General features: G+C 62.5%; 16 protein-coding genes. 8 read left to right on the top strand and 8 right to left on the bottom strand.

Annotated elements, in window-relative coordinates:
* Window positions 1-26 precede the first annotated feature (26 nt).
* On the top strand, window positions 27-1,409 hold the full coding sequence (locus tag P6U23_RS06065; RefSeq protein ID WP_407178665.1) for an amidase: 1,383 nt from the start codon (window positions 27-29) through the stop codon (window positions 1,407-1,409).
* 79 nt (window positions 1,410-1,488) lie between these two features.
* A complete protein-coding gene (locus P6U23_RS06060) occupies window positions 1,489-2,928 on the top strand; it encodes an MFS transporter (RefSeq protein WP_407178664.1) in 1,440 nt (479 codons plus the stop codon).
* 46 nt (window positions 2,929-2,974) lie between these two features.
* On the opposite strand, the gene P6U23_RS06055 is transcribed toward P6U23_RS06060, so the two are convergent.
* Window positions 2,975-3,910, bottom strand: coding sequence for a lactate/malate family dehydrogenase (locus P6U23_RS06055; protein WP_407178663.1), 936 nt, complete (start codon window positions 3,908-3,910; stop codon window positions 2,975-2,977).
* Window positions 3,911-4,389: 479 nt separating this feature from the next.
* Between P6U23_RS06055 and P6U23_RS06050 the strand changes: the two genes are divergently transcribed.
* The 5 genes from P6U23_RS06050 (at window position 4,390) to P6U23_RS06030 (ending at window position 13,983) form a co-directional block, all read left to right on the top strand.
* The gene (locus P6U23_RS06050; protein WP_407178662.1) at window positions 4,390-5,283 is read left to right on the top strand and encodes an SDR family oxidoreductase; all 894 of its coding nucleotides are present in this window, start codon (window positions 4,390-4,392) and stop codon (window positions 5,281-5,283) included.
* 250 nt (window positions 5,284-5,533) lie between these two features.
* Window positions 5,534-6,559 (top strand): helix-turn-helix domain-containing protein, encoded by a 1,026-nt coding sequence (locus P6U23_RS06045; protein WP_407178661.1) that lies wholly within the window; start codon window positions 5,534-5,536, stop codon window positions 6,557-6,559.
* A 503-nt stretch (window positions 6,560-7,062) separates the two neighbouring features.
* On the top strand, window positions 7,063-9,963 hold the full coding sequence (locus tag P6U23_RS06040; RefSeq protein ID WP_407178660.1) for an ATP-binding protein: 2,901 nt from the start codon (window positions 7,063-7,065) through the stop codon (window positions 9,961-9,963).
* A 359-nt stretch (window positions 9,964-10,322) separates the two neighbouring features.
* Window positions 10,323-13,154 (top strand): ATP-binding protein, encoded by a 2,832-nt coding sequence (locus P6U23_RS06035; RefSeq protein WP_407178659.1) that lies wholly within the window; start codon window positions 10,323-10,325, stop codon window positions 13,152-13,154.
* A gap of 124 nt (window positions 13,155-13,278) precedes the next feature.
* Window positions 13,279-13,983, top strand: a complete 705-nt coding sequence (locus tag P6U23_RS06030) for a hypothetical protein (protein ID WP_407178658.1) — start codon at window positions 13,279-13,281, stop codon at window positions 13,981-13,983.
* 30 nt (window positions 13,984-14,013) lie between these two features.
* On the opposite strand, the gene P6U23_RS06025 is transcribed toward P6U23_RS06030, so the two are convergent.
* Genes P6U23_RS06025 through cyoA form a run of 7 tightly spaced genes read right to left on the bottom strand, consistent with a single transcriptional unit; the run spans window position 14,014 to window position 20,965 of the window.
* Window positions 14,014-14,547 carry a response regulator transcription factor gene (locus tag P6U23_RS06025; protein WP_407178657.1) on the bottom strand — a complete coding sequence of 178 codons (534 nt, stop codon included), beginning with the start codon at window positions 14,545-14,547 and terminating at the stop codon, window positions 14,014-14,016.
* A complete protein-coding gene (locus tag P6U23_RS06020; RefSeq protein ID WP_407178656.1) occupies window positions 14,537-15,931 on the bottom strand; it encodes an ATP-binding protein in 1,395 nt (464 codons plus the stop codon). Before P6U23_RS06020 ends, P6U23_RS06025 begins: the two co-directional genes overlap by 11 nt.
* Window positions 15,903-16,760 (bottom strand): SURF1 family protein, encoded by an 858-nt coding sequence (locus P6U23_RS06015; RefSeq protein ID WP_407178655.1) that lies wholly within the window; start codon window positions 16,758-16,760, stop codon window positions 15,903-15,905. The genes P6U23_RS06020 and P6U23_RS06015 overlap by 29 nt, the downstream gene beginning before the upstream one ends.
* Before the next feature lie 17 nt (window positions 16,761-16,777).
* On the bottom strand, window positions 16,778-17,155 hold the full coding sequence (gene cyoD / locus P6U23_RS06010) for a cytochrome o ubiquinol oxidase subunit IV (RefSeq protein ID WP_407178654.1): 378 nt from the start codon (window positions 17,153-17,155) through the stop codon (window positions 16,778-16,780).
* Window positions 17,152-17,781, bottom strand: a complete 630-nt coding sequence (gene cyoC / locus P6U23_RS06005) for a cytochrome o ubiquinol oxidase subunit III (RefSeq protein ID WP_407178653.1) — start codon at window positions 17,779-17,781, stop codon at window positions 17,152-17,154. Before cyoC ends, cyoD begins: the two co-directional genes overlap by 4 nt.
* On the bottom strand, window positions 17,781-19,787 hold the full coding sequence (gene cyoB / locus P6U23_RS06000; RefSeq protein ID WP_407178652.1) for a cytochrome o ubiquinol oxidase subunit I: 2,007 nt from the start codon (window positions 19,785-19,787) through the stop codon (window positions 17,781-17,783). The genes cyoC and cyoB overlap by 1 nt, the downstream gene beginning before the upstream one ends.
* Window positions 19,788-19,798: 11 nt before the next feature.
* Complete coding sequence (gene cyoA, locus P6U23_RS05995; RefSeq protein WP_407178651.1) at window positions 19,799-20,965, bottom strand: ubiquinol oxidase subunit II; 1,167 nt, start codon at window positions 20,963-20,965, stop codon at window positions 19,799-19,801.
* Window positions 20,966-21,151: 186 nt separating this feature from the next.
* On the opposite strand from cyoA, the gene P6U23_RS05990 reads away from it, so the two are divergent.
* Window positions 21,152-22,450: an MFS transporter gene (locus tag P6U23_RS05990; RefSeq protein ID WP_407178650.1), complete on the top strand. Its 1,299-nt coding sequence runs from the start codon at window positions 21,152-21,154 to the stop codon at window positions 22,448-22,450.
* The last annotated feature ends 244 nt before the right edge of the window (window positions 22,451-22,694 follow it).

The following is a 22,694-nucleotide window of genomic DNA, read 5'->3' as shown; positions in this document are numbered from 1 at the left end:
CAAGTAGAGAATAACGGATGCTCGATATGTACTACGCGACCCTGCTCGAGGCGGCCGACGCCGTTCGATCGCGTAACGTCTCCCCTGTTGAACTCACCCGCGGATTGCTCGAGCGCATCGATTTGCTCGACCTCTCGCTTCATTCATACGCCACCGTGACGCCGGAGCTTGCGTTGGCGCAGGCGAGCCAAGCTGAAAAGGAGATCACAGCCGGCCGCTATCGCGGTCCGCTTCATGGCATCCCCATCGCGGTGAAGGACATCTGCAACACCGCCGGCGTGGTGACGGCGGCCGGCATGGCGATACACGCGGACAACGTCCCCGACCATGACGCGACCGTGGTGAAGCGACTGCTCGATGCCGGTGCCGTGCTGTTGGGCAAGCTCCAGCTCACCGAGGGGGCATTCGTCAGTCATCATCCCAAAATCACGCCACCTCGGAATCCCTGGAATGCAGAGTATTATGCGGGCGCTTCATCGAGCGGCTCGGGCGTCGCGACCGCGGCGGGCCTGTGTTTTGGATCGCTCGGCAGCGATACCGGCGGCTCCATCCGGTTTCCCTGCTCGGCCAACGGAATCACTGGCCTCAAGCCCACCTGGGGACGCGTCAGCCGTCATGGCGTCTTTGCTCTCGCCGAAAGCCTCGACCACATCGGTCCGATGACCCGCTCGGCCGCGGATGCAGGCGTGATGCTCGGCGCGATCGCGGGTCGTGATCCGAATGACGCCACGACCCTGGCCGCGCCCGTTCCGGATTATCTCGCCGAACTCGACGTAGGTGTCCGCGGGCTGCGCATCGGCGTTGACGCCGCCTACAACGAGACAGGCAGCGATCCCGCGATCGTGGCGACGGTGCTTGAGGCCGGCAGGGTGCTGGAGAATCTCGGCGCTAGCGTCAGAGAGGTTAAGCTGCCGGATCCTGCCGCGGTGATGGCCGCCTGGGGATCGTATTGCGCGGTTGAGACCGCAATCGCGCACGAGGCCACCTATCCGGCCCGGTGGTCGGAATATGGTGGGCTCGCCAAGCTCATTGACGCAGGGCGCGCCGTTTCCGGCGTCGAGGTCATGAAGGCGCATCACGAGCGCCTTGCTTTCACCGGCGCATTGGCCGCGCTGTTTTCGGAGATCGATCTGCTGCTGATCCCGACGCAGCCGCTGGCCGATTTCACGATCGCGCAGGAAAAGGAATTGTTCGCGACGGCGGAGGGGCTCGCAGGCTTTCTGCGTTTCACCACGCCGTTCGACATGTCCGGCAGCCCGACCATCACGCTACCGGGCGGCTTCACGGCGAAGGGGCTGCCACTTTCGTTCCAGCTTGTCGGCCGGCATCTCGACGAAGCGCTTTTGGTGCGGGCGGGCCACGCTTATCAGCAGGCGACCGATTGGCATTGCAAGCACCCGCTGCCCTGAGATTCGAAATGTCCACCAATTCACAACATGCCGGCCGATCGACCGCACCGCGGATCGCGCCGATGAGCGGGAGCAAGTCATGAGCCTCAACACAGCAGCCTTCGCAAAACCGAGCGTTTTGGAAGCGGAAGGCGATCCGCGCCGCTGGTTCGCGCTTCCGGTCCTCCTGATCGGCGCGTTCCTGCCGGTGCTCGATTTCAACGTCGTCAATCTCGCACTACCTGCAATCCGTCAGAGTCTTGATGCGACGTCGAGCGACGTGCAATTCGTCATCTCCGCCTACGCCGCGACTTACGCCGTCTTCCTGATCACGGGCGGGCGACTCGGCGACTGGCTGGGGCGCAAGCGCATGTTCGTGCTTGGCGTCGCCGGCTTCACGCTCGCGTCCGTACTTTGTGGCCTTGCGTGGTCGCCGGGCGTCCTGATCGCCGGACGTATCCTGCAGGGCCTGACGGCGACGGTGATGGCGCCGCAGGTGCTGGCCTCGATCCGCATCCTGTTTCCCGCCGCCGAGCAAGGCACTGCGTTCGCGCTCTACGGCGCAACGTTCGGGCTCGCCAACATCGCCGGCCAGATCCTCGGCGGCGTTTTGGTGTCGTCACATCCCTTCGGTTTCACCTGGCAGGCGATCTTTCTCGTCAACGTGCCGATCGGTTTCGTTGCCATCGTCGGCAGCCTGCTTGTTCTCAGGGACTCGCGGGCCGATCACGTCCAGCGGTTAGACATCGGCGGCGTCGTGCTGCTTTCGGTGACTCTCGGGCTTCTCGTCTATCCCTTGGTCCAGGGTCGCGAGACGGGATGGCCGCTCTCGATGATCATCATGCTGGTGCTGTCACCGATCGCGCTGTTCGCCTTCATTCAGTTCGAACGTCGGCTGACCTCGCGGGGTGGCTCGCCTCTCGTCGATCTCTCGCTGTTCCGGGAGCCGGGATTTGCGATCGGCGTGGCCATGGCGCTCGTGTTCTACATGCTCTCGTCCTTTTACCTGACCTTTTCGGTCTATCTGCAGGGCGGTCTCCATCTGACCCCCCTTGACGCCGGCCTTCGCACGCTTCCGTTTGCCATCGGCTATTTCGTCGCCTCCTTTGCCTCGGCGGGCATCATGCAACGGCTCGGGCCGCGCGCCCTCACGCTAGGCTTCGTTGTCCAGGTCGTCGGCTTCGGCACGGTGATCCTCTCTGTCCTGGGCGTAACGCCGGGATATCTCGAGGTCGCGCTTGTTGTGGCGGGCCTCGGCTACGGCATCGTGGTGCCCTCGGTGATCAAGGCGGTGGTCGGCGGCATCGACCCACGCCATGCCGGCCTGGCATCGGGAGTTGTCATCTCCACCTTCCAGATCAGCGCGGCACTCGGGGTTGCAATCGTCGGCGGCGTCTTCTTCGGCACGCTTGGTACCGAGCCGGATCTGGCGGCCTATGCACATAGCTTTGCTGTTGCGCTCGGCTGCAACGTCGGCCTCCTGGTCCTCGGCAGCGTGCTGTCGCTGTGGCTACCTGATCCGAAGAGACTTGGCACCTAGCCGTTCAACCGAAGACTTAGCCCTCGGCTGCCAGCAGGCCGCGCGCTCAAATCTTGATTCGGCCGATTGCAGCCTTCAACGCATCGACGCTTCGCATCAACGCGTCCTGCTCGCCCTTCGAGAGCTCCGGCTGCAGCGTCTCGATGATGCCCGCTCGACCGACGATGGCGGGCAAGGAAAGGGTGACCTCGTGCTCCGGATGATAGCTGCCGATCGGTATCACCGCGCGCTCATCGCGCAGGATCATTTCGGCAATTCGCGCACAAACCATGCCGATGCCGTATTGGCTCGCGCCGATACCTTCGATGATGGAGATATTGGCGTATTTCACCTCTTGCTCGACCTCGCGCCGAAATTCCTCGAAGTTCCCTTTCGGTCGGCGCGACAACAAGGCGTGGACCGGCACACCGTTCACCTGCGCCGAAGACCAGATGAACACTTCCGACGTGCCATGCTCGCCCAAGACTTGGGCGCTGACCGAACCGGGACTGGCGCCAAACCGATGCGCCAGATGAAACCCAAATCGCAGGCTGTCGAGATAGGTCCCGGTGCTGAGGACGCGGCTGTGGCCCATCATGCGGACGGCATCGGCAAGCGGATCCGGCGGATCGGTCACGACCAGCGTCAGCACCTCGGGCACGACGGCATCAAGCTGCGAGATGATGTCTTTATAGACGGCGACATTGGTATCGAGCAGCCGCAGCCGGCCGGCGGGATCGCTGCGATCGGTCGCGCCGCCGGCCTTTTCATTGACGCCGGCCGTAATGATCACCAATGCGGCGCCCTTCAGATCGTCATAGTCGCCGGCCCGAACCGTGACCGACGGTGAGAGTGTCGCGCCATAGCGAACATCGGTCGCCAGGCCTTGCGCCTTCTCCCGGCTCTTGTCGATCAAAACAATCTCGGTTGCACAGCCGCGCATCACAAGCGCCATGAGTGAGGCAGCCCCGACCGCCCCCGTGCCAATGATCGCCACTTTCATATTGTTTCTCCCGAGAAAGCCGCTGACATACCTATTGGCATCGATCTCCGCTGTTTCGAGGATCTCAAGATATCACGGCGATCGGCAGCGGGTGAAATCAGCAAACCGCGAACGGCTTGACGCGGCGAGATTTCGATAAGAGCACGGCAAATTGCTAACTCGCACGGCGGTGCCTCGTCCCGGCCTTGTGCGAATCACGCAAATGGAGGTTGTGGCCGGAGACGGTTGCCGCAAAATGCAACTGGCGAATGCATTGTTCGACCTCATGCCCGTCTGTCCGTGATCATCGGAGTTTTGACGCGCCGATGACACGCGGGTTCGCGAGCGATCCCCTCCGTCGAAATACGGGCCTTTCCGAAAATCTCGTTCGTTTTGAAAATCGATCGTGAGGCCTGAAAGACCTGGCGCGCCGAAGCGGCGTACACCCGCCCCGTCCATCGCGCGATAACGATATAATCGGAATGCGGTCAGGGAATGGAATGCGCAAAATCATCGTCGTCACCGGCGCTTCAAATGGCATTGGACGAGCGACATGCAAGGAATTGGCACTCGCAGGGCACACCGTGTACGCTTCGATGCGCGAAACCAAGGGCCGCAACGCGCATCGCGTGGAGGAGATCGAAGCGTTTGCACGCGAGCATGGCGTCGATCTGCGCAGCATCGAGCTCGATGTCTCGTTCCAGGATTCGGTCAATGCGGCAATTGACGCAATCGTCTCCGAGAACGGCCGGCTCGACGTGGTGGTCCATAATGCAGGCCAGATCGTTTATGGACCGGCCGAGGCGTTTACGCCGGAACAGCTCGCCCAGATTTACGATACGAACATTTTGAGCACGCAAAGGGTCAATCGCGCCGCCTTGCCCCAGTTGCGAAAACAAGGACGGGGCCTGCTGGTCTGGATTTCCTCAAGCAGCGCGCGAGGCGGCACATCGCCCTATCTGGGGCCCTATTCCTCATCGAAAGCCGGCCTGGACGCTCTGGCGTTGAGCTATGCCGGCGAGCTCGCGCGCTGGGGCATTGAAACCACCATCATCGTCCCGGGGGCTTTGGGACCCAATCATTATGTTCGCTCCGGCCGGCCCGGCGACACGATCAGGGCGGAGGAGTATGCGGATGGGCCGACTGCCGATATCAGCGAAACGGCGCTCAAGGGATTGGCCGCGCTCTCTGCACTCGATCCCGACGCCCAGGGCATCGCAAGCGCGATAGCGAAACTCATCGACACTCCGTTCGGTACACGCCCCCTGCGGATCCACTTCGACCCGGACCATGATGGCGCGGCTACCGTCTGCGGAGTTGCCGATCGCGTGCGCGCGGAACTGCTGCGGCGGATCGGGCTTGAGGACATCCTCAAGCCGGCGCCCATCGAATAGCGGGCGGCACGACGTCCGCCGGCATTGCGCGTTAAGCAGCGTGAAGGCCCGTCAACCCATTCAAACGCTGACGATATTTGCGCGCCTTGCCCGGCGCGCCGGCAAGGCGATTTGCGATATCTAACAGACGCTAAGCATCTATAACGCGCATCATGGCGGGAAACGTCTAAGCTCTCGAGCATCGCAACTGTTGCATTCGCGAGTTCTGCGGTCGCCCCCGGGGCCGGCGGGAACTCAGAAAGGATCAGCGATGCTTCCGCAGAGCTTCAGCGCTCAAACCGGCCGCCCCTACATCAACGTTCACCCCGACCCCCAATTTCGGGATGACGGCCACGATGCGAAAGGCCTTCGCCTTGAACCGAAATGGCGTCACCTGGAGCTGGATTCGGACGCTGCAGGCGAAGATGTCGTGGTGTCGCGGTGGGTCGATGTGCGAAGCTCCTCCCGATGGGAGGCCGCAGCAAGACCGGCCGACCGTTACGTCGTCGGGATCGCCTTAAAGACCACACGTCTGAAATTGACCAGCGGACGTCAGATCATCTTCGACGGCATCATGCCGGCGGGTACGCTGCATGTGACCGCGCCGGCCAAGCAGCTCAGTGTCGAGTTTTACGCCCCCTGCGACTTTCTGCACTTCCACATCTCGGCCGATTATTTGCGCAGGCATCGCGATGCGACCGATCCTGACTTGGCCGAGGCCGGCTTGAACGACCTCGTTTTATTGCGCGACTCTTTCGCTGAGCAACTCGGCAAGACGCTGATCAAGCAAGGGAATGCGGGCTATCGGGATTTCACCCGCTGCATCGGCCAAGCCCTTGCAATCCATCTCGCCCGCCTCAAGCTGCCGCGGGCCAGAGTGAACGCGCTGCCCAAGTGGCGCCTCAGGCGCGTGGAGGACTACGTCGACGCCCACCTCCATCGTCGCGTCAGTCTTCCTGACCTGGCAAGGGCTGCCAACCTGTCGCGCATGCATTTTGCCGCCCAATTCCGAACAGCGACCGGATATCGTCCTCGCGAATATCTTCTGCATCGGCGCATCGAACGTGCCAAGCACATCCTGTCAACCACCGAGATGCCCCTTGCCGAGGTCGCGCTGGCCGTCGGTTTCTGCACGCAGGCTCATTTCTCGACCGTGTTCAAGCGCATCACCGGAGAAACCCCGGCGCGCTGGAGAAGCGGCAACAGAATGGCGTCGTCCGTCAGCCAACAGCTTGCGTTGAAGTCCAACGTCGGCACGTTCGGCCTCGAGACATCCGACGCGGCGAGGTTCAGCTAGAGCCGGGATCACTGCCTGTCATTCCGCAACAGTCGGGATGCCCCATCTCCCGCACCCGCCCACGTGACGCTTGCGCATCAGAGCGGCGTCCCATTAACACTTCGCATCGCACTATCCGAAATCACGATGGCGTCAAACCCACGCGTTGTGGAACCATCGGACCTCGGACTGCGCCCCCCATGAGAACGCCGACAAGTCCGCTGCATTCAAAAGGCAGAATCCAGAATCATCGGTTTGACCGGACCAAGAACTAAACGTTCGGATGACTAACCCCGCGCGGACAACTGCGCTACAAATGGGCATGGGATTTTCATGCCAACTCTCGGGATGTGTTGCGCCAGTCCAGCGCCGCGGCGATTTGGCAGCCGATGTCCGCAGGCTTGCCGGCCGTAACGCGCCAAGCGGATACAACGGTCCAACGGGATACCAAGTCTCTTCGCTGACGCCGCGCACAAGATCGGTCCGTCGCATGGCTTCCCAAAACGGGCAGCCGCATGCAAAGCATGATCGGCAATAGTGACATGGACCCGACCGCCGAAGATGTCGTGTCCTTTGGACCCTTTCGGCTCCATGTCGCGGAAAGACGAATTGAAAGGGACGGCAGCGCCGTCCACCTCGGCGGCCGTGCACTCGACATCCTCATTGCCTTGATCGAGCAAGCGGGGACAGTGGTCGGCAAGAACGACCTGATGGCCAGGGTGTGGCCGGACGTCACGGTCGATGAGGGCAGCCTCAGGGTGCATGTGGCCGCCCTTCGAAAGGCGCTTGGCGATGGCAAGGATGGAGCGAGATATCTGACCACGGTTTCGGGACAGGGCTATTGCTTCGTGGCGCGACTGTCCCGTCCCGATAATCCAAAATGCACCCCGACGCGACCGAGCTGCGAGCCGCAGCACAAGCTGCCGGCGCTGCCGATGCGGCTGGTGGGGCGCGATCAAACCATTCGCGACATAGCGGACAAGTTGAGGAGCGAACGCTTCGTCACCATCGTTGGACCGGGCGGCATCGGCAAGACGACCGTGGCCATCTCTGCAGGTCACGCCCTCCTCGGCGAGTTCGCCGGTGCGGTGTCCTTTCTTGACCTCGGTGCAATCCACGACGCCGCTCTCGTCCCTGATGTCGTCGCCTCGACGCTCGGGCTGATGGGGCAGTCCGAAGATCCGTCGGACGGGCTCGTCCGATTTCTCCGTGACAAGCGAATGCTGCTCATTCTGGACTGCTGTGAGCATGTCATCGAGAACGCGGCAGCGCTGGCGGAGCGGCTTTACAGGGAAGCGCCGCGGCTCCACATCCTGGCCACCAGCAGGGAATCGCTGCGCGTCGAGGGCGAGCACATTCACCGCCTGTTGCCGCTGCCGAGTCCGCCTGAGAACGCCAGTCTGACCGCGACGCAGGCGCTCGCCTTCCCTTCGGTTCAGCTTTTCGTCGAACGCGCCAGCGCCAGCAGCGGCGAGTTCGAACTGAGCGATGCGGACGCCCCTCTGGTCTGTGAACTGTGCCGCAGGCTGGACGGTATCGCCCTTGCAATCGAGCTCGCAGCCTGCCGCGTCGGCGCCTACGGCGTCAAGCACACGATCGAGCTCCTGAACGACAAGTTCAAGCTGCTGTGGGAAGGACGACGCACCGCGCTGCCGCGGCATCAGACGCTACGCGCAACGATGGATTGGAGTTACAATCTCCTCTCGGAGCTGGAACGCATGGTGCTTCGCCGGCTGTCCGTTTTCGCCGGCAATTTCACCTTGGAAGCCGCTTGCTCGGTGGCCGGATCAGATGATGCCGATGACAGCCAGGTGATGGCTGCGTTGGCCAACCTGATCGCGAAGTCGATGTTGACCGCGAGCGCCACCAGCTCATCGACGCGATACCGGCTGCTCGATACGACACGGGCCTATGCGCTCGAGAAACTGGTGGCGAGCGTCGATTCCCAAGCGACGGCGCAACGTCACGCATCCTATTTTCTGCGCCTGCTCGAACGCATCGGCGACCAGCCGAGCGAGACGCTGAGCGAAGCTGCCGACCAGTTCGGAAACATCCGCGCTGCGCTGATGTGGTGCTTCTCCGAACGCGGCGAGCGCGCGATCGGCGTCGCGCTCGCCGTGGCTTCGATGCCCCTCTTTCTCGAGCTGTCGCTTTTGACGGAATGCCAGCTCTGGGCCACGCGCGCCATCGAAGCGCTCGACGACGGCAGCAACCGAAATGCCGGGCAAGAACTCAAGCTTCGCGCCGCCTTGGGCCTCGCGCTGATGCTGACCAAGGGAACCACCAGCGAGGTCGGCGCTCTCTTCACGACGGCGCTTCGGCTCGCCGAAGACATCGGCGACGTGCCGAACCAGCTTTGCCTGGTCGAGCGGCTCCACCTGTTCCACATGACCGCCGGAAACTTTGGCGAGGCCTTGGACATAGCCAAGCGAGGCGAAGCTGCCGCCTGCAAGGAAAACGATCCTGTCCGGCTCGCCCACATGCAGGTGGCGCTCGGCATTTCCCACCATCTTGCAGGCGACGCTGCCCTGGCCCGCTTCTACGTCGAGGCGGCGTTGTCACGGCTGGCGGTGGCGAGACCTGCCATCCACGGTCAACTGAGTTTTGACTATCCCAGTCGTGCCAGAATTACTCTGGCTCGCATCCTTTGGCTGCAGGGATACTCCGACCAGGCTGTCGAGATCGCACGAGCAGCGGTTGCCGACGCAATCCGCGTGGGCCATCCCGTCAAACTCTCAAGGGCCCTGCTCTGGTCCCTCGCCATTTTCGTTTGGAATTGGGACACGGAAAATTTCGAAGACTATGTCGACCGGCTCCTGCTGGAAGCCGGCAAGCACTCTCTTGCGCCCTACCAGGCGGTTGGCGAGGGCGCAAAGGGGATGGCCATGATGGCGCAGGGCCGGCTGGAAGCCGGAATCGATCTGCTGCGAGGCGCGATGGACAAAATGCGGAACCATCGCTATGGCCCGCTCACGGATTTCAGAATCCAGCTCGCGGAGGGCCTGGCCGCGGTCGGAAAAACGCAGGAAGCCCTGGACACGATCGATCAAGCGATCGCCCACGACAGGCCCGGCAAGTACCTGTTCAACATGCCCGAGATGCTTCGCGTAAAGGCCGAAGTGCTGATCGCGGCGAACGGCGCCAGGCGTGCGCAGGCGGAAAGCTGCCTGAAGGAATCGCTTGATCTCGCGCGACATCAGTCCGCATTGGCCTGGGAGCTGCGGACCGCCACGAGCCTTGCGAAGCTGTGGATGACACAGGGGCGGTATAACGAAGCGCGCGAGATCCTTGCGCCGGTTTACGTTCGATTTTCCGAGGGATTCGGCCGCCGCGATCTCAAGGCAGCCAGCCAGTTGCTGGAGCAGTTGGCATCGCTACAGCCGAATTTGCGGGCGTGCGTTTCTGCTTCTTCAGCCCGGCGATGAGAACCACTGGGAGATGCAAGGCAAATCGTGCCAGCTCGAAAATGACATGCGCGTGCGAAAGATTGCGCTGCTCCGCGTTGATAGGTTGAGCCTGTCAGAGGGCCACCAGCTTTCTCTGCAGGCTCGAAGCCCCTCCCCGCAATCGAGCCTCGGGGCCGTCCCACCCCCTTTTCGTCTCCACACCGCATGAGTTGGCCCGGATGCGGCTCACGCGAGCCTGCTTCCTTGCTTTGCCTTGCAAACCGGGTTGCCGGTTTCGTCGAGAGACGTTACCCGTAGCGAAACAGGCTGCAGATTGCCTTGGTCCGGGCGCGAATTGATGCCGAACCAAGGCTGCCGGCCCAGCAGGCAGGTAACGCGTGCACAGCGATGGTATCGACGAGTCTGCGCTGATCTTCGACCGATTCCGACTGTTGCCGAAGGCGCGACTGCTCGAGAAGGATGGCCTTCCGCTTCCTGTCGGAGGTCGGGCGCTGGACATCCTCATCTGCCTGGCAGAGCGCGCCGGTGAAGTCGTCAGCAAGAGGGAGCTGGTCACGCGGGTCTGGGCGGACGTCAATGTCGACGAAGGCAGCCTCCGCTTCCACATCAGTGCTTTGCGCAAGGTGCTTGGCGATCGCGCATCGGGCGCGCGATATGTGGTGAACGTTCCGGGACGAGGCTATTGCTTTGCGGCGCCGATCGCGCGCTCGGAGGCGGCAGCACGCGTGGTGGCGCCGGCCGCCCGTCCGCCTATTCCCGCCCCGATCGGGAGGATGATTGGACGTGCCGAGACAATCGACAGGCTGTGCAATGAGCTCGCGCTTCATCGTCTGGTGACGATCGTGGGGCCGGGCGGCATTGGCAAGACCACCGTCGCCTTGGCGGTCGGCCATCGCCAGCTCACCGCTTTTGCCGGAATGGTCCGCTTCGTCGATTTCGGCGCCCTCAGAGATGCACACCTGGTGCCGAGTGCGGTTGCCACGGCCTTAGGTCTCACAGTCAGTTCGGAAAACCCGGTGCCGAGTCTGCTGGCGTTTCTGCGCGAGAAACGTCTTCTGTTGATCTTTGATAGTTGCGAGCATCTCCTGGAGAGCCTGGCAGCGCTGGCGGAGAGCATCATCCAGGAGGCGCCCGAGGTTTGCATCCTGGCCACTAGCCGTGAATCGCTGCGCGCCGAAGGCGAACAGGTGCATCGCCTGTTCCCGCTTGATTGTCCGCCCGACGGCCCGGCATTGAGGGCATCCGATGTCCTGGCCTACCCTGCGGCACAGTTGTTCGTCGAACGGATTGCCGCGAGCCTGGGTGGTTTCGAACTCGGTGATGCCGAGGCGCCGCTCGTTGCGGAAATCTGTCGCAAGCTCGATGGCATCGCGCTTGCGATCGAGCTTGCCGCCGGTCGCGTCAACGCCTACGGAATCCAGGGCATCGCCACCCTGCTCAACAGCCGCTTCTCGCTGCTGTGGCAGGGCCGCCGCACGGCGATACCTCGGCATCAGACGCTCAGTGCCGCACTGAGTTGGAGCTACGACCTGCTGCCTCCGGCCGAAAGTCTGACGCTGCGCCGACTGTCCGTCTTCACGGGTCCCTTCACGCTGGAAGCCGCCCTGGCCGTCGCCCGCGGCGATGGCATCGGCGAACCCGAGGCGGTCGAGGCCATCGCCAACCTTGTCGCAAAGTCGCTGATCTCGCTGCCGTCTGCGGCTCAGCCCATACGCTACCGACTGCTCGACACCACCCGTACCTTCGCTGCGGAGAAACTGATCGAAAGCGGGGAGGCGATAAAAGCATCGCGCAATCACGCGATCTATTTCCGCGATCTCCTTGCAAGCATCTCGAACGGATCCGACGGTCTTTCGCCTGCGGTCAGCTTCGCTCCTTACGCCGATCATCTCGCCAATATCCGCGCCGCCCTGGACTGGAGTTTTTCGGATCATGGTGATCGTGCAATCGCCATCGCGCTGGCCGCGGCCGCCGCTCCGTTCTTTCTCGAGCTGTCGTTGTTGACCGAATGTCATCGCTGGACGCAACAGGCGATCGCGGCAGCCGACGCCGCATCCGTCACCCGTCGCGACGAGATGGTGCTTCAAGCCGCGCTTGGCGCGTCCTTGATGTTCACCCGCGGCAATGGCGAAGAGGTTCGTATCGCTTTCAACCGTAGCCTGGAACTGGCGCAGGCTCTGGAAGATGCGCACTGGCAATTGTGCCTGCTGCGGGAATTTCACATCTATCTCACCCGCATCGGCGACTTTCAGGGCGCGCTCCGGGTCGGCGAGCGCGGGGAGGCGGTCGCGAAGCCCTTGAATGATCCCGCCGCAACGCGCACGGCCGAGTGGATGCTCGGCGTTGCCCATCACCTGATCGGCACCCAGGACAAGGCCGTCGTCCTTTGCGAAAGCGCGATGCTTCGTGGTCCGGACTCCCGACGGACCAACATGCTGCGTCTCGGGTATGACGACCGGATCATCGCTCTGGTGGCGCTGGCCCGGAGCCTCTGGCTGACCGGACGTCCGGACCGAGCGGTTGAGGTGGCAAGATACGCGGTCAGCGAAGCCGAGTGCACCGAGCAGCCGCTCACGCTCGGCATTTCCATGATCTGGACCATCTATGTCTTTCTTTGGGTGGGTGATTGGGACAGCGCCGACAAGCTGATCGACCGGCTCGTCGGCCATGCCGCCAGACATTTCCTCGGCCCTTACCAGGCCGTGGGACTTGGGCTGAAGGGCGAGCTGCTGATCCGCCGCGGCGAAGTCAGGCCGGGCGTCGAACTGCTCCGACAGGGCGCGGGGACGCTCAGAGAGACGCGCCACGCGATCTTGAGCACGGTGTTCGCGGCAGCTCTCGCCGAGGGCCTGGTGCAGATGAAGCAATATGAGGAGGCGCTGGCAGCGATCGATGCAGCCGTTGCGCAACGTGAGCTGATCGGCCAGTCATTCGACTCCCCGGAGATGCTTCGCGTCAGGGGCCATGTTCTTGCCTGCACCGCACATGCGGCCGAAGCCGAGAGCTGTCTGCTGGAAGCGCTGACATTGGCGCGCAAGCAATGCGCGATAGGCTGGGAACTGCGTACCGCCCTGAGCTTGGCGCGGCTCTGGCGCGATCAGGGTGATGCCGCGAAGGCGCACGGTCTGATCGCTCCGCTCTATGCGCGATATCAAGAGGGCCTCGACAGCGCCGATCTCAGGAGCGCAAAGGCCCTGCTCGATAGTTGATACGGCGATACCGCTGGCCGAGATGCAGGCGCCTTTCAGCATCTAACAACATCTAACGGGCCAAGCGTCTCCTTCGGGTTCATCTTCGATGGCCGCATGTGCGCTGCGCCGAGGACCCGCGAAAATGGCATTGCTTGACCACGTTCTTGCAGCCTGCGGCGGACTGAATCGGTGGCGCCAACTGAACCAATTTACGATCCATGTTTCCATGGATGGCGACTTCTTCTCGCGCATTGGGAAAGCCGGGCTCTTCAAGGACATGGTCGCAGAGGGATCCACGCAAAGCCAGTCCCTGCAATTGACGGGATTCACCGCTCCGGACAAATGTGCGCTGTATCAGCCCGATCGTGTGGCAGTTCAAGACCTGGGCGGTGAAGTCCTCCAATCATGCGGTAATCCAGGACAAGCATTTCCGGTCCAGAACAATGAGCCCTGGGATGACCTCCATCTCGTCTATTTCTGCGGCTTCTCGATCTGGAATTATCTGACCACGCCCTTCCTGCTTGCGCAGCCGGATATCGAAATCGAAGAGCTGGAACCCTGGAACGCGAACAACCAGGTGTGGCGACGTTTGCGCGCGTCGTTTCCTCCGAGCATTGTTACGCATTGCCGCGAGCAGATCTTCTATTTCGATGTCGATGGTCTTCAGCGGCGCACCGACTATCATGTCATGGGGACTTCGGTCGCTCACCTGAGCTGGGCGCACCAGAGCTTCTGCGGCATCGTCATTCCGACCCTCCGCCGCTCCCTGTTGCGTCAGCCGGATGGCACAGTTGTCGCCAGACCGGCTCTCATCGACATCGAGATATTTGACGCATCCTTCGAGTAGGCGCGCCCGCGCACTACCCTAAGCGATGCTTCACCTCACTTGCCGCTTCTCGAGCTTCCGGGCAAGGGTGCGGCGATGCATGCCGAGACGCCTTGCAGTCTCCGATATGTTGAAGTCGGTTTCGATCAGCGTCTGGTGGATGCGCTCCCACTCGAGGGTCTTGATCGATGTCGGCCGCTCGGCCAGGGCAATTTCGGCATTGCCTGCGGCTTTTTGGAATGCCGCTTCGATATCGTCGGTGTTCGAAGGCTTGGCAAGATAGTGGCACGCACCGAGCTTGATGGCTTCGACCGCGGTGGCGATACTCGCAAATCCGGTCAACACCACGATCAGCATCTCCGGATCGTGCGCGTGCAATGCCTCCACGCAGGCGAGCCCCGACGCCCCTCCGAGCTTCAGATCCACGACGGCATAGCCCGGCGATTTCTCTTCCAGGACCTTGCGCACTTCCTCGAGCGAGGCGGTGACGAGGACCTCGTAGCCGCGGCGCTCGAAAGAGCGCTTGAGCGTGCGGGCAAAGCCGGCATCGTCCTCTACGATCATCAAGGTCCGTTCAGGCATCAAAATCGTCTCCGATCGCAAGCGCCGCCAAGGGCAGCGAGAGCCTGACGGTCGCGCCGCGCTTCCTGTGATTCTGCGCCGTCACGACGCCGCCGAGCTTGCGTATGACGTTGACGACCAGGAACAGGCCCAAGCCGCCTCCCGCACGGCCCTTGCTCGATTGATAGGGCTTGCCTAGCTGCGCGAGCATTTCCGGCGCAAAACCAGGGCCGCGATCGCTGACGGACAGCACGAGGGTGTCGCCGTCGCGTTCCGCCACGAACTCCACCCAATCCCGCGACACTTCGAATGCATTGTCGAGGACGTTGAAAATGGCCTGCTTCAGCGCGACGTCCGAAACGATCGCGACATCGGCGCCGATAGAATTGGTAAAATGCAAGCTCGTGACGGAACGCGCCCTGCGCCATTCCTCGACGAGGTCGGTCAGAAAGGCAGTCACCGTCGTCGGAACCGATTCCTCGCCACGCGCCTGGCCCGCTGACACGAGAATGCCCGTCACGATCGACTTGCAGCGTTGCAGCGAGTTCTCCATTTCGGCCAGATCATCGGCGATCTCGGGATTCGAGGTGAGCGCCGGCATACGGCGCCAGTCGCTGAGAATGACTGACAGCGATGCGAGCGGCGTTCCGAGCTCATGTGCCGCGCCGGACGCGAGCAGCCCCATCCTGACGATGTGATCCTGCTCGGCGGCGTGCTGACGCAGCGCGGCCAGATGCGCATCGCGCTCACGCAGGTTGCGATTGATACGGGCCATGAACACCACAAGCAGAACCGCGTTCAGGCCGAAACCGATGAACATGCCGATGACGTGCAGCCTGAACGGATCACTGAATTCCTGATGCGACAGTTCCAGCGGCCGATACGAGAACGTCAGCCAGGCAAAGCTCATGCAGGTGACGGCGACGAGCGACCAGGTCGAGCGCGAGTCGAGCAATACCGCTCCGAGCGTGACCTGCAGCAAATATAGGGATGTGAAGGGATTGGCAGCTCCCCCACTCAAGTAGAGTTGAGCCGTCAACGCCGCAACGTCGAGCATGAGCGCGAGAAGCAACTCGCGATTGTTGATTTGGGCGCGATAGCGCACCCAGACCAGGCTCACGACATTGAGCAGGACCAGCGCCCAGATGACCGCGCCCATCGACTCGAGTGGCAGCTTGATTCCAAGCCAGGAATAAACGAACGCGATGGTTCCGATCTGACCGACCACGGCTGTCCAGCGGAGCTGGATCAGCAACGCCATGTTCTTGCGATTGGTCTCGTCGTCAGTCGGACTCGATTCAACCGGGCTATTGGGATCGGGATTCCTCTGAGGAGGAGGCGCAGCCGCTTCGCTGCCGGAAGCCGTTTTTTCCTGGGGATCAGCCAGATTGGATGGCGGTTTCAGCATCTGCTCCGGTCCTGCGGGCGGAGATCGAGTCTCCGCCTACCGGGGTGCTGTCCCGGGTACCCGAGCCGCGGAGATGCATTCCGCCCCTTGCGACAAACACAAGCCTGCCGGCAATCATAAGAGCCAGGCCAAACCATGTCAGCGCATAAATCAGGTGGTTGTTGGGGAATCTGACCACCGTCAGTCCGCCGAGCGGGTAGCCGCCCGGATTGGGTGTCGCGTCGGCATCAATAAAGAATGGCGCTGTCTGCGGCAAGCCCCGCGCCGCGGCGATCGCGGCAATGTCGCGCGAATACCAGCGGTCCTGTTGCGGGTCGTTCTTCCGCAGAAAAGCGCCTTTCGGCTCGGTCATCCGCAACAGGCCGGTCACCTTCACCGGCCCCGCCGGATTGGCCTCTTGGCGGCTCGCCTGGTCGCGCCGGTCTGGCGGGACGAAGCCGCGGTTGACCAGGACGATAGTGCCATCCGCGGTTTGCAGCGGCGTGAGGACCCAGAAGCCACCGCCGGCTTCCGTCACCGCTTGAACCAGCGTTTCACGATCGTGCAGGAACCGACCGGCAATGGTGACGCGCCGGTATTCGTCATCGGCGGTATTGATCGCCGGCCATGATGAAGACACCGGCATGGGCGAGGGTGCGGCATGGATGCGCTGCTCGACGCGATCGATGAGCGCCAGTTTCCAAACCCGGCGCTCGAGTTGCCACACGCCAAGCGCCGTGAGAACGGCCACGCAGACGAGAGCCGCGATCCCAAGAACGAAAGACCGCGCGGTCCGCCAGCCCCGCCCTGGCCCCTCCGGCCGTGGCCCACCCGGCGCAGGCTCGTTCATGACGGGCGGCACCCCGGTCACTGCATCCGGCTCATTTCATGGGTCGGCATCATGTTGGTGTTGAGGTGGCGCATGATCCACAGCGACCCCGTCATCGTGATCACCAGCAGGATAAGGGTGAAGATGAGCGCCAGCATGGACCAGCCACCCTCCGAGCGGGCATTCATGTGCAGGAAGTAGATCATGTGGACTACGATCTGCACGGCGGCGAACGCGAGGATCGCGACGGCCGTCAGGCTCTTGTCGCCAAGCGCGTTGGTCATGACGAGCCAGAACGGAATCGCGGTCAGGACGACCGACAAGGCGAAGCCGGTCAGATAACCGGAGAGCGTGATGTCCCCGTGCGCCGTAGCATGGCTGGCGGCGTGGTGAGCGGAGTGGCTATGTGCGGTCATCGCAGCATTCCCATCAGGTAAACGAAGGTGAAAACACCGATCCAGACCACGTCGAGGAAGTGCCAGAACATGCTGAGGCACATCAGCCGCCTCTGATTGGCCTCGATCAGGCCATGGCGCCAGACCTGCGTCATCAGCGTCACCAGCCAGACCAGGCCGAACGTGACGTGCAATCCGTGGGTACCGACCAGCGTGAAGAAGGACGACAGGAAGGCGCTGCGCTGCGGCGTCGCGCCTTCATGGATCATGTGAGCGAATTCAGACAGTTCGATACCGATGAATGCCAGGCCGAACAGTCCCGTGATGGCGAGCCAGGCCTGCGTGGCGCCGACGCGCGACTTCTGCATCGACAGCATGGCAAAGCCGTAAGTGATCGACGAGAAGAGCAGCATCGACGTATTGACGGCGACCAGCGGCAGATCGAACAGATCCTTGGGCGCCGGGCCGGCGGCATAGTTGCCGCCGAGCACGCCGAAAGTGGCGAACAGGATCGCGAAGATGAGACAGTCGCTCATCAGGTAGATCCAAAAGCCGAGCATCGTCGAGGCACCCTCGGGGTGCTCGTGCTCGTCGACGACGTAGAAGATCGGCTCGTAAGCCTGCGCGGGATTTACGTTGATGCTCATCACTTCGCTCCTGAGGCGAGCAGCTTGGTCCGCGCATTCTCGACCCGGGTGACCTCGTCAGCCGGGATGTGGTAGTCGCGGTGATAATTGAAGGTATGGCCGATGGCGACCGCGAGGAGCGCGATGAAGCTCGCCGCAGCCAGCCACCACATGTACCAGATGAGGCCGACCGCCATCGCCGTGCTCAAGCCGGCGAGGATGATGCCCGTGCCGGTGTTGCTCGGCATGTGGATCGGCTTGAATCCGGTCAACGGACGCTTGTAGCCGCGGCTCTTCATGTCCCACCAGGCGTCGGTCGTATGGACGACCGGCGTGAAGGCAAAGTTGAACGCCGGCGGCGGCGACGAGGTCGCCCACTCCAGCGTCCGCGCGTTCCACGGATCGCCGGTGACATCGCGGAGCTGTTCGCGCTTGAGCACGCTCACCGCGATCTGCACCAGGAAGCACATGATGCCGCAGAAGATCATGAGCGCGCCAATGGCCGCGATGACGAACCAGATCTGCAGCGACGGATCATCGAACACGCGCAGGCGGCGGGTGACGCCCATCAGGCCGAGCACGTAAAGCGGCATGAAGGCGAAGTAGAAGCCGACCACCCAGAACCAGAACGACATCTTGCCCCAGAACGGATCGAGCCTGAAGCCGAACGCCTTCGGGAACCAGTAGGCGATGCCGGCGAAGATCCCGAACACCACGCCGCCGATGATCACGTTGTGGAAATGCGCGACCAGGAACAGGCTGTTATGCAGCACGAAGTCCGCCGGGGGCACCGCGAGCAGAACGCCGGTCATGCCGCCGATGACGAAAGTCAGCATGAATGCGACCGTCCACATCATCGGTAATTCGAAGCGGATACGGCCGCGATACATCGTGAACAGCCAATTGAACATCTTCGCTCCCGTCGGGATCGAGATGATCATGGTGGTGATGCCGAAGAAGGAGTTGACGGATGCGCCCGACCCCATGGTGAAGAAGTGGTGCAGCCAGACCAGGTACGACAGGACGGTGATGACCACCGTGGCGTAGACCATCGAGGTGTAGCCGAACAGCCGCTTGCCCGAGAAGGTCGCCGTGACTTCGGAGAAGATGCCGAACACCGGCAGGACCAGGATGTAGACCTCGGGATGGCCCCAGATCCAGATGATGTTGACATACATCATCGGGTTGCCGCCGAAGTCGTTGGTGAAGAAGTTGGTGCCGACGTAGCGGTCAAGCGTCAACAGCGCGAGCACCGCGGTCAGCACCGGGAAGGATGCGACGATCAGGATGTTGGTGCAGAGCGTGGTCCAGGTGAAGACCGGCATCTTCATCAGCGTCATGCCGGGCGCGCGCAGCTTGACGATGGTGCAGATCAGGTTGACGCCCGACAACAGCGTGCCGACGCCTGCGACCTGCAGCGCCCAGATGTAGTAGTCGACCCCGACGTCGGGACTGTAGCCGATGTTGGAGAGCGGCGGATAAGCGAGCCAGCCGGTGCGCGCGAATTCGCCGACGAACAGCGACATCATCACCAGCACGGCGCCGGCGGTGGTCATCCAGAAACTGAAATTGTTGAGGAAGGGGAACGACACGTCGCGCGCGCCGATCTGCAGCGGCATGATGTAGTTCATCAGCCCCGTGACCAGCGGCATCGCCACGAAGAAGATCATGATGACGCCGTGCGCGGTGAAGACCTGGTCGTAATGGTGTGCGGGCAGGAAGCCGTCGGAGCCGTTGAAGGCCATCGCCTGCTGCGCGCGCATCATCAGCGCGTCGGCGAAGCCGCGCAGCAGCATCACGATCCCGAGGATCATATACATGATGCCGATGCGCTTGTGGTCGACCGTGGTGAACCACTCGCGCCACAAATAGCCCCACAGCCTGAAATAGGTGACGGCGGCAAATAAAGCGAGGCCGCCGGCAGCGACCACGGCGAAGGTGCCGACGATGATCGGCTCGTGCAGGGGCAGCGACTCCAGCGTCAGGCGGCCGAAGACGACTTTTGCAAGGGTTGAGGTATCGAACATGGCAGTCTCGTTCAGGACTCGGACTTGCGGCGCAGGCCGAGGAGGAAGGATGTCGAGGACGTGTTAGCCGACGTGAACAGCGGCGGCGTGACGCCGCTACCGGGAAGCGGCGTGACGTTCCGCGAAAGGCGGTTCACGACGGTCTCCTGCCCCCGCGGCGCATCTGGCGAGCAGAGTGCAGCCACATAGGACGGCTCGGCGCCGAACACTGCGCCGCGTCGGGCGTACTTGTCGTAAGCCAGCGGCAACGTGTTGCGGATGCCGGCGAGCCCCAGTCCGCCCTTCTCATCGACCGCCATCATGTCGCTCACGCACATCTTGCCGGGCTCGACGCACATGTTGACGATCGCGCGGTAAAGGTCCTTGTCCACGGAGGCGTAGCGACGCACGGGCTCGTTGAGGCTCGGACGCTCAAGCGCGAGATAGTCGCTCTTCTCGAGAGCGCCCCCACCCGCCTTCACTCCGGCGATCCAGCCATCGAAGTCCTTGTCCGACAGCCCCTTGAAGGTGAAGCGCATGCTGGAGAAGCCGGCGCCACTGTAGTTGGCGGAGAAGCCCTTATAGGTCCCGGCCTTGTTGATCACGGCATGGAGCTGCGAGTCCATGCCGGGCATGGCGTAGATCTGGCCGGCGAGCGCGGGGATGTAGAAGGAGTTCATCACCGAGGAGGCGGTGATATGGAAATCGATCGGCCGATCGACCGGCGCGGCAACCTCATTGACGGTTGCGATCCCTTGCTCCGGATAGATGAAGAGCCATTTCCAATCCAGCGCGACGACATCCACCGTCAGCGGCTTGACGTTCGGGTCGACGGGCCGCCCCGCGGCGATGCGCTGCAACGGGCGGAATGGATCAAGCAGATGGGTGCCCATCCAGGTCAGCGCGCCCAGGCAGATGATGATCAGGAGCGGCGCGGACCAGATGACGAGTTCGAGTTTGGTGGAATGGTGCCACTCGGGCTCATAACGGGCCGTCGTGTTCGAGCTCCGATAGCGCCATGCGAACAGCGCGGTCAGCGTCATGACCGGTACTATGATAAGGAGCATCAGAACGGTCGAGATGACGACCAAATCGCGCTGCTGCGCCGCAATATCACCGGAAGGGGAAAGGACGACGAAGTCGCATCCGCTCAATAATGCCGCAAAGGGCAGCAAAGCCAGGATCTTGAGACGATTCAAGGCAGAACCTGCAAGTTGGAATTACTCTTAGTCGCATGTGCCTAGCGACGGCAACGGCAGTGCAACATTGGACAATTTGTCCAATGTCGCACTGCACACTGAAGTCTACCAACGCGGATTTCGGCAACCTCAGGCGGTCCCATTCGTGCTATGTCGGCAGCAAGAAGCGCGTTTAAGAGGAACCTCATGGTCTTTTTCGGCGACCCCGGTGTGGTCAAGGTCGGCCACGACCATGCGAATCCCGGCGAGATTGCAACCGGCGTCATCATCGGCCGGACGTCGGAATTCTTCGACTTCTTCGTCTATGCCATCGCCTCGGTGATCGTGTTCCCGCGCCTGGTGTTTCCGTTCACCGACCCGCTGACCGGCACACTCTATTCCTTTGCGATCTTCGCCCTCGCCTTCATCGCGCGGCCGTTCGGAAGCGCCATCTTCACGACGATCGACCGCAAATGGGGCAAGAGCGCCAAGCTGGTCGTCGCGTTGGTGCTCCTGGGGACCGCGACGGTCGCGATCGCGTTCCTGCCCGGCTATGGACTGATCGGGGCGGCAGCCATCTGGCTGCTCGCGCTGGCCCGCCTGGCCCAGGGCCTGGCCTGGGGCGGCGCATGGGATGGCCTTGCCTCGCTTCTGGCGCTCAACACGCCGCCGCATCATCGCGGTTGGTACGCCATGATCCCCCAGCTCGGCGCGCCGCTCGGGCTGATCGTGGCCAGCGCCTTGTTCGCTTTTTTCGCAAGCAGTCTTTCCGCGGATGATTTCTTCGACTGGGGCTGGCGCTATCCTTTCTTTGTCGCCTTCGCGATCAACGTGGTGGCGCTGTTTGCGCGGCTGCGCATCGTGGCGACGTCGGAATACGATTTCCTGTTCGAAAGTCGCGAACTGCAGCCGGCGCGCGTCTCCTCGACGCTTCGTCATGAAGGGCGCAACATCCTGCTCGGCGCCTTTGCGCCGCTCGCGAGCTTTGCCCTCTTCCACATGGTCACCGTCTTCCCGCTGTCCTGGGTGTTTCTCTTCACCCGCGAGAGCCCCGTGCGGTTTTTGGTGATCGAAATGATCGGTGCCGTGTTCGGCGTCGTCGCGATTGTCGCATCAGGCTTGATCGCCGACCGGATCGGCCGCAAATCGCTGCTGATGGCTTCCGCCATGGCGATCGCAGCCTATAGCGGTTTCGCCCCGCAATTGCTCGATGCCGGTCCGGCCGGCGAGACGACCTACATGGTGCTCGGCTTCGTCTTGCTCGGGCTTTCCTTCGGGCAATCCTCGGGCTCGATCGCCTCGAACTTTGCGCGGCTCTATCGCTACACCGCTTCCGCGCTGACCTCAGACCTTGCCTGGCTGTTCGGTGCCGGATTTGCACCGCTGGCAGCGCTGCTGCTCGCCGCCCATTTCGGCCTGATGTCCGCCGGCGCCTATCTTCTCTCCGGTGCGGTGTGGACCCTGCTTGCGCTCTGGCTGAGCGGGGTGCGCCCAGCCGAACGTTGACGGCACGCGGCGAGCGGACGAACAGAGCCGCGAACCCGATCGCCGCGCGACATGCGCGCCGGCCGATCTTGAACGACGCGCCAAGCTCGGCGCCATGGCGGGCGAAGCACAGACTTTGTCGGGGGACGTAGTCTGGATTGCCTCGTCGCATTCGTTCCTCGCGACGAGGGGCTTGGTTGAACGCACTTGCCGCGCCGTGCGGAACCGTCCTCCCAGTTCGACCTGATCTCCAAACTGAAAACCA

This window comes from Bradyrhizobium sp. STM 3562, from assembly GCF_045571435.1.
Taxonomy (GTDB): Bacteria; Pseudomonadota; Alphaproteobacteria; order Rhizobiales; family Xanthobacteraceae; genus Bradyrhizobium.
This window is presented reverse-complemented; position numbering and strand designations above follow the sequence as displayed.

Bases quoted from the DNA above. Each gene is read 5' to 3' on its own strand.
- P6U23_RS05990 (WP_407178650.1), top strand. From the start codon at position 21,152: ATGGTCTTTTTCGGCGACCCCGGTGTGGTCAAGGTCGGCCACGACCAT.
- P6U23_RS06030 (WP_407178658.1), top strand. From the start codon at position 13,279: ATGGCATTGCTTGACCACGTTCTTGCAGCCTGCGGCGGACTGAATCGG.
- cyoD (WP_407178654.1), bottom strand. From the start codon at position 17,155: ATGACCGCACATAGCCACTCCGCTCACCACGCCGCCAGCCATGCTACG.
- P6U23_RS06060 (WP_407178664.1), top strand. From the start codon at position 1,489: ATGAGCCTCAACACAGCAGCCTTCGCAAAACCGAGCGTTTTGGAAGCG.
- cyoB (WP_407178652.1), bottom strand. From the start codon at position 19,787: ATGTTCGATACCTCAACCCTTGCAAAAGTCGTCTTCGGCCGCCTGACG.
- P6U23_RS06020 (WP_407178656.1), bottom strand. From the start codon at position 15,931: ATGCTGAAACCGCCATCCAATCTGGCTGATCCCCAGGAAAAAACGGCT.
- P6U23_RS06065 (WP_407178665.1), top strand. From the start codon at position 27: ATGTACTACGCGACCCTGCTCGAGGCGGCCGACGCCGTTCGATCGCGT.
- P6U23_RS06040 (WP_407178660.1), top strand. From the start codon at position 7,063: ATGATCGGCAATAGTGACATGGACCCGACCGCCGAAGATGTCGTGTCC.
- cyoC (WP_407178653.1), bottom strand. From the start codon at position 17,781: ATGAGCATCAACGTAAATCCCGCGCAGGCTTACGAGCCGATCTTCTAC.
- P6U23_RS06055 (WP_407178663.1), bottom strand. From the start codon at position 3,910: ATGAAAGTGGCGATCATTGGCACGGGGGCGGTCGGGGCTGCCTCACTC.
- P6U23_RS06050 (WP_407178662.1), top strand. From the start codon at position 4,390: ATGCGCAAAATCATCGTCGTCACCGGCGCTTCAAATGGCATTGGACGA.
- P6U23_RS06015 (WP_407178655.1), bottom strand. From the start codon at position 16,760: ATGAACGAGCCTGCGCCGGGTGGGCCACGGCCGGAGGGGCCAGGGCGG.
- P6U23_RS06045 (WP_407178661.1), top strand. From the start codon at position 5,534: ATGCTTCCGCAGAGCTTCAGCGCTCAAACCGGCCGCCCCTACATCAAC.